Origin of the sequence: Colwellia asteriadis, from assembly GCF_039523295.1 — a bacterium.
GTDB classification, from domain to species: domain Bacteria; phylum Pseudomonadota; class Gammaproteobacteria; order Enterobacterales; family Alteromonadaceae; genus Colwellia; species Colwellia asteriadis.
Window position 1 is genome coordinate 221717 of record NZ_BAAAFA010000005.1, and the last position, 15024, is coordinate 236740.

A 15024-nucleotide genomic window follows, 5' to 3' on the forward strand; every position below is an offset into this window, starting at 1 on the left:
TTTTATCGCTAATTTTTATATATAAATTACATCTACTAACAAGAAATCTTTATAAAATAGAGCGCACTAAATAATCTAAAATACGACTTTCTTCTGTTTCTTTCACCTTAAACTCAAACAGTGGGATTGGTTTGATAATTAAACCTCGTTCAATCATTTCACTGATAATAGCAAAGTCTAACAAACCTGTTTTACCTACAAGTAAGTCTTCAAGCTTGGCCGTTTTACTCAATAAAAATATATCGCGAAACCCTTTTAGGTATAAATGGTCTTTGGTAAATCCACCACCACGATATACACGTGTAGTTAAAGTGAATGCCGCTTCTTTTGCCATGCCGTGCTCATTAATAAGTGTCAGGTAAGTTTTGGTGAAATCTCCCTGCGTTACCATATAATTAACGGCCATTACTCGCAAAGCTAACATTTTTAACCGTGACAACGTTAAACTGCCTGAGCAATATTCACTAAAAATAGCTAAGCCTTCTTGCGTGTGAGTATTACCCACCAGCCCTAGTGAAAACACCTTTAATGGCTGTTTTTTAGCATTAATGGTGGTATGCATATGAATACCTAATTCATGGTACGCATAAGCATGTAGCTCGGCCTTAGTAAACGTTGCCTCTTTGTTAATTGATAACAAACTACGCTTGTTATTTACCATGGCTTTAGCCACAAGGCGACTCGACTTTTCTACTCGACATTTTAACTGCCATTCTTGTGCTATTTCAGTGAAGTAATCAACCGCATAATCAGCATCAAATTTTTCAGGCACTTCTGTTGAAATATCAGGCGCGTGTAGAATAAACTTAGCATTAGCAATATCTTGCTGGTCAGGCTTACCATAATACTTTAATGAGTTATAAAGAAAGTCTTCCGTGCCAATTGTCGTTAACAAGTCAATTTTTGCCGCTAAATTGTCAATAACATGTCGGTAGAGTTGCTGAATATCAGCATCCGCAATCTGATTTATTGGTAACTTATAAAGTTTTTCCCTAAATTCATAAGGATTAATATTTAGCTGTTTATAAGTAAACTCTGGCGTATATTGTGCGTTTTGATTAAAAAACTTTTTACGCTCACTAGCAATATTAACGGGGTTAATAAAACTTAACGTATCAACATTTTGCGATAAGTTATATAAGCTTTTATCAAGGGAAATAAGCGCTGGCGATAACGATGATGACAATATATCAGCCTTGCCAACTGACTTACGTTTACCGTAACGGCGCATAAAAAAGGCGGTTGTTTCACTTAAGGCATTTTTAAAGCTCGCTCGTAACTCTTCTAATACCAGCGAGTACAACTCACCAGTATCTTCATCCATAAACACTTTTTTCACTTCAATAGGTAATACCAACGTATTATCAAAGTGCGCATTAATATGGGTAATTAAGTAGCCATGTCCTTGATTGACTTCATCAACTGTGGCCGAACAAGCAATATTAGGTAACTCAATTTTTGCTAATTGCTTTTGAAAGTGTTTAACAATGCCGCCCCAACGCTCCATATCTATTTGTGCTGAGCCAATATCAAACGTTGGTGCTGTAGTTGCTAACTGTTTGTAGTTGTAAGCATGCACATCAAACACTATTGCATTTTTAAACTGCTTTTCAATACTAGCAACTAGCGCTTCAAGTACATTGTAAAAGGCTTGGTGCTTCGCCTGACTTTTTGCGCGTTGCTTTGCTGTGAGTGCTTTTTTCCATACTGGCTTTTTGCTTGCAATTTTATGGTTAGTTGACAGGGCTTTAGCGCGGCTTAAGTCATACTCAAAACGAGAGTCATTACCCATTAATACCACAGGAAACGACGAAATAAGCTCATCGGTATATGGGTCTTCTTCATATAACGACTCGGCTTTGGTCAATAAAAAGCTTTGCTTTAATTCAGCACGTAAGCGATGACCATTATGAACAGCCGCACAAATAACTGGCGAATATTCATCTATTTTGATAATAAAAGCGCCACCCTCAACTTCAGCTTGAAAACACTGTTGTTGTTCAATCAGCGCTATACACTCTTGCTCAGACAGCGTTAGCATTTTCAATCACCTGTCTAAATTCATTTTTACGGCTGCGTGATAACTCTTTTGCATGAACAACGCTCTCTACAAAGTCGATAACCTTTTCTTGCAAGCGCACACGGTTAAGCTTATTTATACGCATAATCCCTCCTGGGCTTAATACATTCACTTCTAACAATTTACCGCCAATGACATCAATACCGGTAAAATATAAACCATCGCGCACTAATTTAGGGCCAATGTATTTACACAGCCTTTTTTCTTGCTCTGTTAATTTATGCTTAACAACGCGTCCGCCAGCATGTACGTTAGAGCGAATATCATTATCGGCAGGAATACGTTTCATCGCACCAATAGGCTCGCCATTTAACATTAAAATGCGCACATCGCCCTCTTCTGCTCCTTGTAAAAAGTCTTGAAGAATGACGTAGTTAGTCCCTTTGCCGCTTTCATCACCGCCAATATAAAAATCAAGTAATGAGCTAAAGCTTTGACGAGCGTTTTTCTCAAGCACAATAACGCCGCGACCGCCATAGCCATCAAGCGGTTTTAAAATCATACGATCGCTGGTTGACTCTTCAAAAATTCGCTCTAAATATTCACGGTTTTTTGAGACATGCGTTGCGGGAATAAACTCGCTTTCGGTATCTTGAAATGATGCGGTATATACTTTGTTATTGGCGATACGTAAGCCATCTAAGTCATTCATAATGAAAGTATCACCACGAATAGAGTCTAAAAAGTTTAACGCTAAGGTATCTAGCGGTGGGTTAGCGCGCATAATAATGGCATCAAAGCCCGCGAGTGGTAATTGTGAGCGGCGAAACTCTGCTTTTTTATAAAAATTTGGAATGTTATCAGAAACTTTTTCATTGCGTTTGAATACATCACAAAACGCACTCGCAACACTATCGCGAATGGTTAAGTTATTCACGGTAGATAAAGCAACAGTGTGACCACGTTTAACACACTCGTGTATTAGGCGTAATGTTGAGTCGGTTTCGGGCTCAACTCTATCCCACGGATACATGATAAAACAAATTTTCATAAGTAAACTCTATTAAATGCTATTTAGCGTTTGTTGTAGCAACTCACGAAAAGTGTGAGTTTTACACGCTGAGGGTAATTTTTGGCGAGAGTACCGACAATAAACGCAAAAAGCTCTTAATAAATTTTTATCGTAACAACAAAAAAAATCAATCAGAGACAAGTTAGCTGTATAACAGCTAACTTGTCTCTCGTTTACTTTAAGTGTAGCAATTCTATTAGTCGTTCATTACGATATCAGGCTCCACCTCAACATCAGGTGTAACAACACTACCGCGACTTCTTGCCTCGCTGATCATAAAGCCATGGCGGCGTTTAATATGAGCGAGAGCATTTAAATATTTTTGCCATAAGCGCACAGGATATAAGTCAGTATGTTCTACACCTATATTAGCAATAAAGCGTTTTTCTTCTCTGTTTTCACTAAGCAAACGACCACTTAATAAACCTTCAAAGGTATCACCGTAGAGCTCAAGCTCTTCAGCTTCTCGTTTATTAAAGTAACCACTGCGTGCTATGCCGTGAGGGAAAACACTATCGCCATAAAAAGCACGTTGACCTTTTCTTATCTTTGTTTGCATAAGATGTACTCCAATTTAACGTAAATAAGCGTATTGATTGATTCATCGCGTTAAGGTTTTTCAATTCGCTAGAATGTATACCAATTAAATTACCGAATAAAACAAAAAAAAATTGTCGTAACGACAATATTTTCATACATTAAGGGCTGTAATAATTAATGTATTTATTAGATAGTATTTTATGGATATTCGCGTATTTAAAACCTTTATACAGGTTGCTAAAACAAAGCACTTTGGTCACGCTGCTGAAAACTTATATATTACTCAAGCGGCGGTAAGTGCTCGAATAAAACAGCTTGAAGAATTCTATGGTACTCAGCTTTTTATCCGTGATAAAAATAATTTACGCTTAACTCCGTCAGGTGAAACGCTACTTGCTCATGCCCATTTAATGATTGAGCAGCTTGAACAGTCAAAGCAAGCCATCACCACCGCCAAAAAACAAAAAACACAATTTACTATTGCTGCGACACCCAATGTTTGGGATGCTTTTTTTAGTTCGCGCATACAAGAAACGATTGATTTTTTCAGTGAAGTTTCATTAGGTACTGAAATATCTGTACGCGAAGTTATTCAACGTAAACTTGGTGAAAAAACTTTAGACGTAGGGCTTTTAACTGACCCGATAAAAGATGAAGACTTTACCAATACTTTAATTGGGCACTTTGAATTAGCGTTAGTAAGCACCAGTGAAAACCATCTGGATGTTATAGACCATTATATTTTAGTAGATTGGGGGCTTACCTTTTTAAAAGAGCATGCATTGCATCATAAATTGCAGCCATCTTTACGAACTTCAGCGGCAATGATCGCTTTAGAGGTTTTACTCTCGCGCGGTGGTTTTGCTTATTTACCCTTAGCGCTTGTTAGTACTTTAATTACTAATAAAACCTTATATAAAGTCGAAACGCCACTGCTAACCAAGCGCCCGATTTATATGGTGACTAAAAATCAATCATCAACAAGCCCGCAAAATGAGTTACTTAACAACTATGGAAGCTTTCTTAAAAGTAATGCTTAGATTAACTAAGTATTACTTTGCCCTAGCACTTACTCAGATAAGTCACTTGAATAAGTCACAATAGTGTTACTATAGCTGTTCGATCTTCTTACTTTATTACGCCAATAAAGGATCATGAATGTACACACAAGCTGATTTAGATAATATTACAGCACAATTACCCCTATTAAAAAAAACTGCAGAGCGAGAGTTAGCATCTATTTATGGCTTAACCGGTATGGTATATACCCCGCATAGGGATTTATATATGGAAGCCTGCCTAAAAAAAGCTGCAATAGTCAGCCAATTAAAAAAAGAAGGACTGTTAGCGCTATCTCAAGTAGAAATAATCACCGCGGCATTAGATGCGTTATACCCAAAAGTTAAAAACCGTGATGTGGTTGAGTATCAAGGTAACTATTATCAGCGTAGCTTTTCTCCTCTGAAGTTAAGTAAGTCAGGTAAGCTGGTACGAAAATGGGCAAAATACTGGCTTTTACAAGGTCCTAATGGTGAAATAGAGCCACAATGGAAAAGCGAGGTACACGACTTATGGCCGAGCTATTTTGTTATTCGCGCGGTTATGGATTAACGTAGCATAGGTTATTGCTAGGTTATAACTAGCTACAACTAACCACAATCAGCCACAACCAGCCACTTTAGAAACGACGATCTTAGCTATCTTTATATATACTTACGTTAACTTAACGAGACAACAATATGAAAAAAACACGACAACTATTATTTGCACTCGCCACAACTAGTGCTTTAACGGCCTGCTCTGATAATGAAGTAGGTGATGTTTCTTTAGGTATGTTTACCATGAAAGATATTAAATTAAATACTTTAGTTGACCCGACCGTTACCGGCGTTACTTGCCATGTAGCCAGCGTAGAAGCAAATTTAAGCTTAGCCGATCCTAGCGACAGTTCTATTTCTTGTCGTCAAACGGGCGAAATCACGCCACAAATGATTGCAGCAATAGACAAAAGCAAATCTGGCGAAGTTGTTTTTAAAAAATCAAAAAGTATATTTTTCAAAAGTATGAAAGTACGTCGTATCTTTGATGCTGATAACCAAACGCTGATGTATTTATCTTATTCAACAAAAGAAACCTCAGGCAGCTTTAAACATAGCTTATCAACAGTGCCGCTATGGGGAACAAAGGCTTATAAACCAAAAGCAGCCTTACCAAGTACTGATACTTAGTTTTTTAATTAACCCTAAGTATCTATAATCTAAGCTTGAACGGCTCTTCCATTACACTGTGCTTTTAAGGCAATATTTTGCCTACTATACTTCAGTTCAAGCAACCCCTCTCTTGGCTTTATACTTATCTCCCTGTGTTTAAGTAAATTCTTTACAACACTAAAAAACACAAATAGTAATTATTATCATTGTAATAATATTGCATAAAAAACCTTTTTATTCTTATATTTATTAAAAAAAGTGATTAAAACAGGTTTTTATGCGATTTTTACGCATTAAAAACAAAACAAAACCAATAAAAAAGTAAAAAAAGAACATAAATGTAATTTAATTACAAAAATAACTTTACACGTAAAAATAAATTAGTATAATTACTCTATTCCTTGAGCAGGAACATTTTTTAACTTGTTGATGACATAATATAGAGGTTTATATGAAGAATTTAGTAGCAGCTTTAAGCGTAGTTTTATTCACTGGCGCAGCACAAGCGTCAACGTCAAGTGTTAAGTTTGTTTCTGTTGATAACTCAATTGAAAGCCAAATTTGTGTGGTAGCGGCAAAAAGTGGTTATAACGCTGCAGTAAGCTATGCAAGCCAATCTGGTCAAAAAAACATGGTAGCAATGAAGTGTAACGGTAAGAGCATTCAACAATTTTCAAAGGCTTACCAAGCACCAAAAGCAGCAACAAAAATTGTAGTTGTGCCAGCTAACGCAAACAGTGCTTCAAAAGTGTGTGCTCAAGCAGTAGCAACAGGTATTGATTCAGTAGCAAACACAACAAACTTTGACGTTAAACAAATGCGTTGTAACGGTCAAACTATCAGCCAGTTCGTAAAACAGTATTCAACATTGTAAAAGGTTTTAAGCGCAATTTGTAATTCCCTTACATTGCTTTGGCCGCATTCTTCATAATGCGGCTTTTTTTATTTATGGGCTCTTAACCTAGTTTTATTACAGTAAAGGTAACCTCACTGCTACAAGTGAAACTAACTTACACGTAATAAAACAGCTACTGTAGATGTTTTATTACGTTGAACTTCAGATTAGTTAGTGCCATTGGTATTGCACTTTTTTATTTGAACGTTGTACTCAAAGCATCTATTAAAGCGGCATTTGTATTAACTTCAATCCCCTTGGTATTAACTTGTTCTGCTAAGCGAGCATTATCATTAGAGATATGATCGATAGTGACAATACTTTGATTTATCTGCTCAGCTACGACGCTTTGCTCTTCTGTTGCGGTAGCGATTTGTGCGGTCATATCCCCAACTAAAGTAACATTAGTAATAATATTTGTCATAACTTGCTTGATTTTTTTAGTGTCTTCTGTGCATTCCTCTGCATTAGCCTTACTTAACATCATAACTTCACTCCAGTTATTGAGTGTAGCCTGCAATGTTGAAACTGAGCTTTGTATATGAACCGCTGCGCCCTGTGTTCTACTTGCTAGTGTTCTCACTTCATCTGCGACAACAGCAAAACCTCGGCCTTGACTTCCAGCCCTAGCGGCCTCTATGGCAGCATTAAGTGCTAGTAAGTTAGTTTGATCGGCAATCCCTTGAATTTCTGACATAATAGTTGAAATTTTTGATACATCTTTAACTAAATCAATAGCATTATTGGCCGCATTTTCAACATCACTTGCTAAACGCGAAATTTTATTCTGACTGCTATCAATCACCCCAATGTTTTGTTCGCATTCTTCTTGAATATTAACAACCTGCTCATGAGTGCGCGTGGTATTCTCACTCACTTCGTTAATTGTTGCACTCATTTGGGTTATTGCTGTAGCAAATTGTGCTAAGTGAGCATTCTCTTCTTGAATACCACTAAGCATATCGCTTGATAGCTGCTCTAACTCGACTGCTAGTTCAACTAACCCTCGACCTGAGTCTTGGCTTCGCCCTAAAATGGTATTAATTCTCGCTTGATATAGCGCTAATGGATAATTGAAAATATTGGTTAGCCCTTTACCCGAATAAATAAAACGAGAAGGGCTGTCAAACTGTTGCTGAGTTTTATGCACAGCTGCAGGAAACACAATCAGCTCTTCAAAAAACAATATGAATAACATAAATAACGTTACTGATAAAATAAATACCGATGCTATAAAAGTTGTAAAATAAGCACTTACAAGCAAGGATAACAATACAATAAGCAATGCAGCAACACGCTTTAACGCAGTATTAGATTTTAAATCGCTTACTGCTTTACCTTGGTTTAGTGCGTCATAAAGTTCCTGAGCTTTATTTTTTTGATCTTGAGTCGGTTTACTTCTAACCGATTGAAAACCGATAACTTGATTATTTTCATATAGCGGGGTTACATAGGCATCGACCCAGTAGTAACCACCATCTTTACAACGATTTTTCACCATACCACGCCACGACTCACCCCGATTTAATTTATCCCATAAGTCAGCAAATGCGGCTTTTGGCATACTAGGGTGACGTACAATATTATGGTGCTGCCCTACAAGCTCTTCCAATGAGAACCCCGAAACATCACAAAATTCCTGATTAGCATACGTAAGGCGACCTTGTAAGTCGGTCGTTGAAACAAGTTGTTCTTCAGCTGAAAACGTTTTTTCATTTTCTAAGGTAGGGTGCATAAATAATTGCCTTTAGTGCGGTATATCATGCTCAATACTTGATAAGTATTAGCTATAAGAATATGTCCGAATTAAGCATGATAAGTCATAATAAATCAATGCCATTTATGTAACCAAACGTAGGGTGAGGGATTTATGGTTAAAAAGCATTCAAATCAATATGTTGGTGAATATTTATTAAGCTTTATCTACATTAAGTATTGCCATTATTGACGGTGAATCTTCGGTATAATAAATAAAAAGTTAAACTACATTCTTGAGAACGCTTGATGATATACGATTTAACTTGAATTCGGGTTATTTATACTTTGGTAAAGTAATTGTAAATTGTGCGCCGCGAAGTAACTCAGAGTTATCGATATAAATATGTCCTTGATGCCACTGCACAATACGCTTAACAATAGCTAAGCCCATGCCATAACCTTTAACCTTTTTACTATTTTCACCACGAATAAAAGGTTTAAGTATTTGCTCACGTTGCTCTGGTGCGATACCTGAGCCATCATCCGTAATAGTTAATTCAACATGAGTATTGCTTTCTTTAATAGTGACATCAATTTTTCCTTGGCAATGCTGATAAGCGTTTTGCAATAAATTAGCAACGAGGATCATTAAATACGATAAATCGCCATAAACCATAATTGGCGTTGTTGGTGGTTGGTAATGCAACCGCACGTTGTCTTGACTTTTATTACTGATACACCGAGCAACCAGTGCAGAAAAGTCTATTTGCGTTTTATCTAAAGTGAGTAGCGTTTGATCAAGGCGAGCATAGTTAAGCAAGGTTTCAACTAAGTCGACCATTTCATCAACATTGTCGCTAATACGTTGCTCGAAGCGTCGTCGCAATATCGGATCATCTTCCTCAGCAATAGTATCTATACCAAAGCGAATTCGGGCAAGTGGTGTACGTAAGTCATGAGAAACGGCGCCACTGAGCAACTTAATATCGGCAACTAAATCTTCAATACGCTGAGCCATACGGTTAAACTCTAATTCTAAATCTCGAATATAAGACACCGAACCAACATTAATACGTTGCGTTAAATCCCCTTCCCCAAAAGATTTTGCTGCTTGACGTAAATAAAATAGACGCTTTGCTAGCGGGTAAAGCCATAAAAACATTAATAACAGCACCGCTAAATAAAATAAACTGGTCAGTAATATTGATATATACGTGCTGTTTTTCGGCTCTGCCATAGGAATAGTTTTTAGCACTAGCAGCTCATTGGAGCTACTCAAGTAGAAATGCAGCGCTATATATTCATCGGTTTCCAGCAATAAAGGTTGCCCTGCTTTAAGCTCACTAAGTAATACCTCAGGTAAAGGTAACGCTTTTAAAGGTAATAAACTCAGCGTGAAGCCATTTTTCTTTGGCCACTTTTGAATAAATGTTGCTTTATCAGTTAACTGGTTAACCGTTATTGCTAAATTTTCACCTAACCGTTCAATAGTGCTAATATTATCAATTGGTTGTGTTTTATCTGAAGATGATATTGTTGTAAATGACGCTTGATATTGGTTGTAAATACTATCAAACATCCAACCTAAACCTATGGTTGCGATTAATACAACACTTAATAATGACAGTGCTAGTCTACCCATGTTATTCCTTTCAATTGCAAACTGGGGGCTGTTGACCTTTCGCGGTTAAATTTTGTTCGAGATAAAAGCGTTTTAATCGCGGCGGACAGTGTGTTGCCTAGTCATTCTAAGCAAAGACTGTTCAACAAAGAATAAAACGCTTTTAGCCGAATCCTTCGGACAGCGTTTGTTGGTCATTTTTACTACGTCATCACCTTTTTAGGTAGAATAACTACATTACAAAGGCTCTGCCTTGTATAAATACCCAACAAAAATCTGCAAAAATAATCTCGAGAGATCAACAGCCCCTAATAATATTGCAGTTGATATTATGTCGTTAGCTAAACCAAATAAAGTTAGTCTTTTCTTTACCAACCATCATTAGCAAAGAGGTAACCTTTACCCCAAATAGTTTTTATACGATAAGGCTCTGCTGGATCATCATTAAGCTTTTTGCGTAACCGTGAAATACGTAAATCAATAGAGCGATCAAAGCCATCATAGTCAAAGCCTCGTAAGTGCGTTACTAACGCTTCACGCGATACGACTTGTCCGGCACGTTGTGCAATAAACCATAAAACATCAAATTCATTCGACGATATTTTTATTAAATTACCATCATGCATTACGCTACGAGTTTGCTCATTTATAGTTAAACCACTAAAGGTTAATATTGTGCTGGTTTCTTTTTCAACTAAGGTTTCGCTAGTTTCATCAGACTGGCTATTATTGTGTTTACTGACTTCTTTACGGCGAAGAAATCCCCGTATACGCGCCAATAATACCCGTGCTCTAACGGGTTTAGTTATATAATCATCAGCACCCATTTCAAGCCCTAACACTTCGTCAATTTCTTCATCGCGAGCGGTGATCATAATAATAGGATTGGTAAAGGTATGACGAACCGCCTTACATATATCAAGCCCATCCATGCCTGGTAGCATACCGTCAAGCAAGACAATGTCAGGATTAAGTGATTCAATCAGTGAAACTGCCTCATCACCACGGTGACAAGTGGTAACCTCAAATTCACGCGCAATTAAATAATCAGCTATCCACTGTGCTAGCTCTATATCATCTTCAACCAATAATATATGTGCTGCCATACTTGTTACCATGTACTACCAATCCTATTTAACTTGAACTTGAGATATTAAACTCAAGCCCCTCTTAATGATGAAATCAGAACTCAAAATATAAAATAATATGACTTAAAACAGCCGCCACGATGTTCTCGGCTGTCCTTTCTTTTTATGCACCCAAGCCATTTTAACAACAGATGTAACTAAAGGTTGTGTGGCATTTTGCTGCTTCAAGTGAAAGGTTAAGTTAACTTTTGTATTGAATGCTTGAGTAAACTGCCCTTCGCTAGCATTGCTCCAACAGCGTAAAGAATTTTCTTGTGCTGAGCTATACAAACAATAATCACCTGGTACATCAACTTGCCATGTTAGCTCTACTGCAACGTAACAAGACTGTCCTTGCGACATTGCCACACATTGCTCAGGACTAATATTCATTAATGCTTTAATATCACTGGCATAAGTAACGAAGCTTAGTGGCACTAATAACATCATCAAAAATATATTTTTCAGCTGATATTGTACACGACGTATGAGCGCTAAACGATTAACGTTAATAACCTCAGTTGTTTTTTTAATGGGTGTCATCAAATCACTCCTAAAAAACATACGTGAGTAAAACGCCAGCGCGATAGCCGTCGTTGATATTGTCTTGGCGCATTAACGCTGAACGTTCTGATAATGCGTTATAGCCGACAAAACCGCCAAACACCCAGTCGGTTGTTAATGGGTATTCGACACCAACTTCAGCCGAGTAATTAATGCCATCACTAAACGATAAGTTATCATCTATAGTGCTGATATTGCCATAACCTGCGTAATTGTAAGGCGTTACTTCTTCTGAGCGATATTGCATACCTAGGTTGGCATAATAGTTCCAGTTTCTAAACTGCCAATTGTGACTATATGATAACGACGCTTCAATACCGTCACTACCGTCATCGTTGCGACTTACTGGCGAGTATATGGCTTGGAATTGGCTATGCTCGAAAAAACCTGTAACACGCAAACCAGCACGTTCATCTTTATTTCTTGCTTGAATGCCTTCTAAACCTTCAATGCCACGTGTTGAGTATTGATAAAATAAATCGAACGACCAATCATCGCTGTTGTAGAAATTTAGCCCCCATGCAGGCATAGAGTACATACCGTGAATGCGACGTGTGCTAATACCGGGTGACTCAATAAACATTCCTAGTAACTGAATACGGTAGCTTATAGCAACGTCAAACTCCGCGTCACTACTATCATTGTTAATTAAGGTATAGTTATCACCAACGCTGCTAATGGCACTCACATCAAACTGCATACCGTCACGTCTATTCTCAAAACGAAAATCTATATCTTCATCTTCACAGTCATAGTCATTCTTTAAGTTGGGGTTGCTTTCTAGGCCTTCTTCATTATCACTTGTCGCTTCAAGCTTATTATGGTCATCAGCCTTTGTTGATTTTTTCAAGTTCTTACAGCTAATTTTAATATCAAACTGTTCATCATCAGAGCAATCACCAAGACAAATATTAATGCTACTTTTATCGCTAGGATCAGCTTTAACGCTAATAAAGTCTTCACTAGGGTTTTCAGTACTTTCTGTATCTGCCGATTCTGCTAATTGTTTTTTTGTTTGAGTTGTTTCTTCTTTTGGCTCTTTAGTCGCTGGTTTCTTTTGTGCATTACTCTGTGCGGTGTTCTGCTCGACGCTTTGTACGGCAAACAATGGCGAGCTAAAAAAAGCACTCGTGGTGACTAGGCTAGCTGTAGCTAAGCTAACAAGAATAGTTTTGGTTGTATTTTTCATGTAATCCCTTGTGGTTTGCTTTTTGTTAACCGTAATACTATCCAAGGGCAGCAAGAATAGACGTAACACACATTAAGGGAATGTATCAATTTGTATCTGCACTGCCGATAAAAGTTACATTCTGGTATAAATTGGCTTTATATATTCTGGTGAAAGAATTGCCATTCACTTAACTGAAAAAAGTAAAAAACATTAAAAAAACTTAAAAATCAATTAAATACTGTTTTATTGTTCATATAAAACCTTTAACGGGGCAACACTTTATCAAAATAATTAAATAAAATAATCACCAACGGTTACCTGACAACACCCGTATTTCATCGCAGTGTACCTTTTGCTTAACTAAAAAACGAGAATATTGCCGCTAATTCAGGTAAACTCTGCGGTTTTTTATTCAAGCTACAATAATAAGCCGCAATTTATAGCGGCATGCGTAAGGAACAATCTATGTCATCAGAAAATCTTGGCTCCAGCACTCAGGGGCAATTAAATGAGTCAAAAAAAGAGCCTAAAAAGTCCGGCCTATTTAATCGCTTTTTAGCTGGCGTTGAATGGTTAGGTAACTTATTACCTCACCCTATCACTTTATTTGCTTGTTTTTGTTTAGCGGTTATTGCCATCAGTGGTATTGCTGGATTTTTTGAAATGAGCGTTGCCGACCCCCGTCCTATGGGGGCTCCTGGTAGAGAAGCTGATGGCATTATTGAAGTTATATCCTTATTTAATGCCGAAGGTCTACAACGTATTGTGGCGGGTCTAGTCACTAACTTTACCGGTTTTGCGCCTTTAGGTACTGTATTAGTAGCGCTATTAGGTGTTGCTGTTGCTGAGCGCTCAGGGCTTTTGTCAACCGCAATGCGTGCGTTGGTTATGGACGCCTCACCTCGTATGGTAACAGTAACCGTAGTTTTTGCTGGTATTGTTTCAAATACAGCTTCTGAGCTAGGTTATGTAGTATTAATTCCACTTGCAGCGATGATATTCCACTCACTTGGTCGCCATCCTTTAGCAGGTCTTGCAGCAGCTTTTGCTGGTGTTTCAGGTGGCTACAGCGCTAACTTATTACTGGGGACTATTGATCCTTTATTAGCCGGTATTACCACGCCTGCTGCGCAAATGATTGACCCAACTTACCAAGTAGGCCCAGAAGCCAACTATTACTTTATGTTTATTAGTACCTTCTTAATCGCAATTTTAGGTGCTGTGGTTACTGAAAAAATTGTAGAGCCACGTTTAGGAAAATATGACGTTAATGAAGCTTCTATTGATTTAGCAGAACAAAAAATTGAAAAAATATCACCATTAGAGATCAAAGCATTAAAAGCCGCGGGGATCACTTTTGCTTTAGTGTGTGGCTTATTAGCACTCACGGTTATCCCTCAATTTGGCGGTATTTTATTACACCCTGAAACAGGTGAAATGAAAGGTTCACCTTTCTTAAAAGGCATTGTCGCTTTTATTTTTATTACTTTTGCTATTCCTGGTTATGTATACGGGCGTGTTGCGGGCACGATGAAAACTGATCGTGATGTGATTAATGCTATGTCTGCCAGCATGAATACTATGGGTATGTATATTGTATTAGTCTTTTTTGCAGCGCAATTTGTTGCCTTTTTTAAGTGGACAAACTTAGGCACGGTAATGGCAGTTAAAGGCGCAACCTTTTTACAGGCGCTGGGTTTAACCGGCCCTGAGTTATTCATTCTATTCATATTAATGTGTGGCTTTATTAACTTAATGTTAGGTAGTGCATCTGCACAGTGGGCAGTAACCGCTCCTATTTTCGTTCCTATGTTAATGCTAATGGGCTATGCTCCTGAAGTAATTCAAGCCGCTTATCGAATTGGTGACTCAGTTACTAACTTAATAACCCCAATGATGAGTTACTTTGGTTTAATTCTCGCGGTCGCGGTTAAGTATAAGAAAGACTTAGGTATTGGTACGTTAATAGCAACGATGTTGCCTTATTCTATGGTGTTTTTACTCGGCTGGACTGTTTTATTCTTCGTTTGGGTATTTGTACTCGGTATGCCTGTTGGCCCTGGCGCTGAGACCTACTTTCCTGCTAAGTAATTTATAATCCAAGTT

13 protein-coding genes and 1 pseudogene are annotated in these 15024 nt (G+C 37.7%); 6 read left to right on the forward strand and 8 right to left on the reverse strand.

What is annotated here, in order from left to right:
- Positions 1-49: 49 nt before the first annotated feature.
- The 3 genes from ABD005_RS08965 to maoP all read right to left on the reverse strand — a co-directional run bounded on the left by ABD005_RS08965 (position 50) and on the right by maoP (position 3651).
- Complete coding sequence (locus ABD005_RS08965; protein WP_215978971.1) at positions 50-2041, reverse strand: flavohemoglobin expression-modulating QEGLA motif protein; 1992 nt, start codon at positions 2039-2041, stop codon at positions 50-52.
- Positions 2025-3071: a glutathione synthase gene (gene gshB, locus ABD005_RS08970; RefSeq protein ID WP_215978970.1), complete on the reverse strand. Its 1047-nt coding sequence runs from the start codon at positions 3069-3071 to the stop codon at positions 2025-2027. Before gshB ends, ABD005_RS08965 begins: the two co-directional genes overlap by 17 nt.
- Before the next feature lie 217 nt (positions 3072-3288).
- Complete coding sequence (maoP, locus tag ABD005_RS08975) at positions 3289-3651, reverse strand: DUF413 domain-containing protein (protein WP_215978969.1); 363 nt, start codon at positions 3649-3651, stop codon at positions 3289-3291.
- Positions 3652-3832: 181 nt separating this feature from the next.
- On the opposite strand from maoP, the gene ABD005_RS08980 reads away from it, so the two are divergent.
- From ABD005_RS08980 to ABD005_RS08995, 4 genes are all read left to right on the forward strand, one after another.
- Positions 3833-4672 (forward strand): LysR family transcriptional regulator, encoded by an 840-nt coding sequence (locus tag ABD005_RS08980; protein WP_343817056.1) that lies wholly within the window; start codon positions 3833-3835, stop codon positions 4670-4672.
- 118 nt (positions 4673-4790) lie between these two features.
- The gene (locus tag ABD005_RS08985; RefSeq protein ID WP_343817058.1) at positions 4791-5243 is read left to right on the forward strand and encodes a hypothetical protein; all 453 of its coding nucleotides are present in this window, start codon (positions 4791-4793) and stop codon (positions 5241-5243) included.
- A gap of 128 nt (positions 5244-5371) precedes the next feature.
- Positions 5372-5860 (forward strand): CreA family protein, encoded by a 489-nt coding sequence (locus ABD005_RS08990; RefSeq protein WP_343817060.1) that lies wholly within the window; start codon positions 5372-5374, stop codon positions 5858-5860.
- Positions 5861-6293: 433 nt separating this feature from the next.
- Positions 6294-6716, forward strand: coding sequence for a hypothetical protein (locus ABD005_RS08995; RefSeq protein ID WP_215978965.1), 423 nt, complete (start codon positions 6294-6296; stop codon positions 6714-6716).
- 217 nt (positions 6717-6933) lie between these two features.
- Here the strand turns inward: ABD005_RS08995 and ABD005_RS09000 are convergent, their stop codons facing one another.
- Positions 6934-8472, reverse strand: a complete 1539-nt coding sequence (locus tag ABD005_RS09000; protein ID WP_343817062.1) for a methyl-accepting chemotaxis protein — start codon at positions 8470-8472, stop codon at positions 6934-6936.
- A gap of 297 nt (positions 8473-8769) precedes the next feature.
- A complete protein-coding gene (locus tag ABD005_RS09005; RefSeq protein ID WP_343817064.1) occupies positions 8770-10077 on the reverse strand; it encodes a sensor histidine kinase in 1308 nt (435 codons plus the stop codon).
- Positions 10078-10165: 88 nt separating this feature from the next.
- Here ABD005_RS09005 and ABD005_RS09010 point away from each other — a divergent pair.
- A pseudogene (locus ABD005_RS09010) lies at positions 10166-10441 on the forward strand (hypothetical protein).
- On the opposite strand, the gene ABD005_RS09015 reads toward ABD005_RS09010, so the two are convergent.
- The 3 genes from ABD005_RS09015 to ABD005_RS09025 all read right to left on the reverse strand — a co-directional run bounded on the left by ABD005_RS09015 (position 10425) and on the right by ABD005_RS09025 (position 12936).
- Positions 10425-11162, reverse strand: coding sequence for a response regulator (locus ABD005_RS09015; RefSeq protein ID WP_343817066.1), 738 nt, complete (start codon positions 11160-11162; stop codon positions 10425-10427). The pseudogene ABD005_RS09010 and the gene ABD005_RS09015 overlap by 17 nt on opposite strands.
- A 105-nt stretch (positions 11163-11267) precedes the next feature.
- Positions 11268-11726 carry a DUF3019 domain-containing protein gene (locus ABD005_RS09020; protein ID WP_343817067.1) on the reverse strand — a complete coding sequence of 153 codons (459 nt, stop codon included), beginning with the start codon at positions 11724-11726 and terminating at the stop codon, positions 11268-11270.
- Positions 11727-11736: 10 nt separating this feature from the next.
- On the reverse strand, positions 11737-12936 hold the full coding sequence (locus tag ABD005_RS09025) for a MipA/OmpV family protein (RefSeq protein WP_343817068.1): 1200 nt from the start codon (positions 12934-12936) through the stop codon (positions 11737-11739).
- 447 nt (positions 12937-13383) lie between these two features.
- On the opposite strand from ABD005_RS09025, the gene ABD005_RS09030 reads away from it, so the two are divergent.
- The gene (locus ABD005_RS09030) at positions 13384-15009 is read left to right on the forward strand and encodes an AbgT family transporter (RefSeq protein ID WP_343817069.1); all 1626 of its coding nucleotides are present in this window, start codon (positions 13384-13386) and stop codon (positions 15007-15009) included.
- Positions 15010-15024 lie beyond the last annotated feature (15 nt).

Bases quoted from the DNA above. Each gene is read 5' to 3' on its own strand.
- ABD005_RS09000 (WP_343817062.1), bottom strand. From the start codon at position 8,472: ATGCACCCTACCTTAGAAAATGAAAAAACGTTTTCAGCTGAAGAACAA.
- maoP (WP_215978969.1), bottom strand. From the start codon at position 3,651: ATGCAAACAAAGATAAGAAAAGGTCAACGTGCTTTTTATGGCGATAGT.
- ABD005_RS08995 (WP_215978965.1), top strand. From the start codon at position 6,294: ATGAAGAATTTAGTAGCAGCTTTAAGCGTAGTTTTATTCACTGGCGCA.
- ABD005_RS08990 (WP_343817060.1), top strand. From the start codon at position 5,372: ATGAAAAAAACACGACAACTATTATTTGCACTCGCCACAACTAGTGCT.
- ABD005_RS08980 (WP_343817056.1), top strand. From the start codon at position 3,833: ATGGATATTCGCGTATTTAAAACCTTTATACAGGTTGCTAAAACAAAG.
- ABD005_RS09015 (WP_343817066.1), bottom strand. From the start codon at position 11,162: ATGGCAGCACATATATTATTGGTTGAAGATGATATAGAGCTAGCACAG.
- ABD005_RS08965 (WP_215978971.1), bottom strand. From the start codon at position 2,041: ATGCTAACGCTGTCTGAGCAAGAGTGTATAGCGCTGATTGAACAACAA.
- ABD005_RS09020 (WP_343817067.1), bottom strand. From the start codon at position 11,726: ATGACACCCATTAAAAAAACAACTGAGGTTATTAACGTTAATCGTTTA.
- ABD005_RS09005 (WP_343817064.1), bottom strand. From the start codon at position 10,077: ATGGGTAGACTAGCACTGTCATTATTAAGTGTTGTATTAATCGCAACC.
- gshB (WP_215978970.1), bottom strand. From the start codon at position 3,071: ATGAAAATTTGTTTTATCATGTATCCGTGGGATAGAGTTGAGCCCGAA.
- ABD005_RS09025 (WP_343817068.1), bottom strand. From the start codon at position 12,936: ATGAAAAATACAACCAAAACTATTCTTGTTAGCTTAGCTACAGCTAGC.
- ABD005_RS08985 (WP_343817058.1), top strand. From the start codon at position 4,791: ATGTACACACAAGCTGATTTAGATAATATTACAGCACAATTACCCCTA.
- ABD005_RS09030 (WP_343817069.1), top strand. From the start codon at position 13,384: ATGTCATCAGAAAATCTTGGCTCCAGCACTCAGGGGCAATTAAATGAG.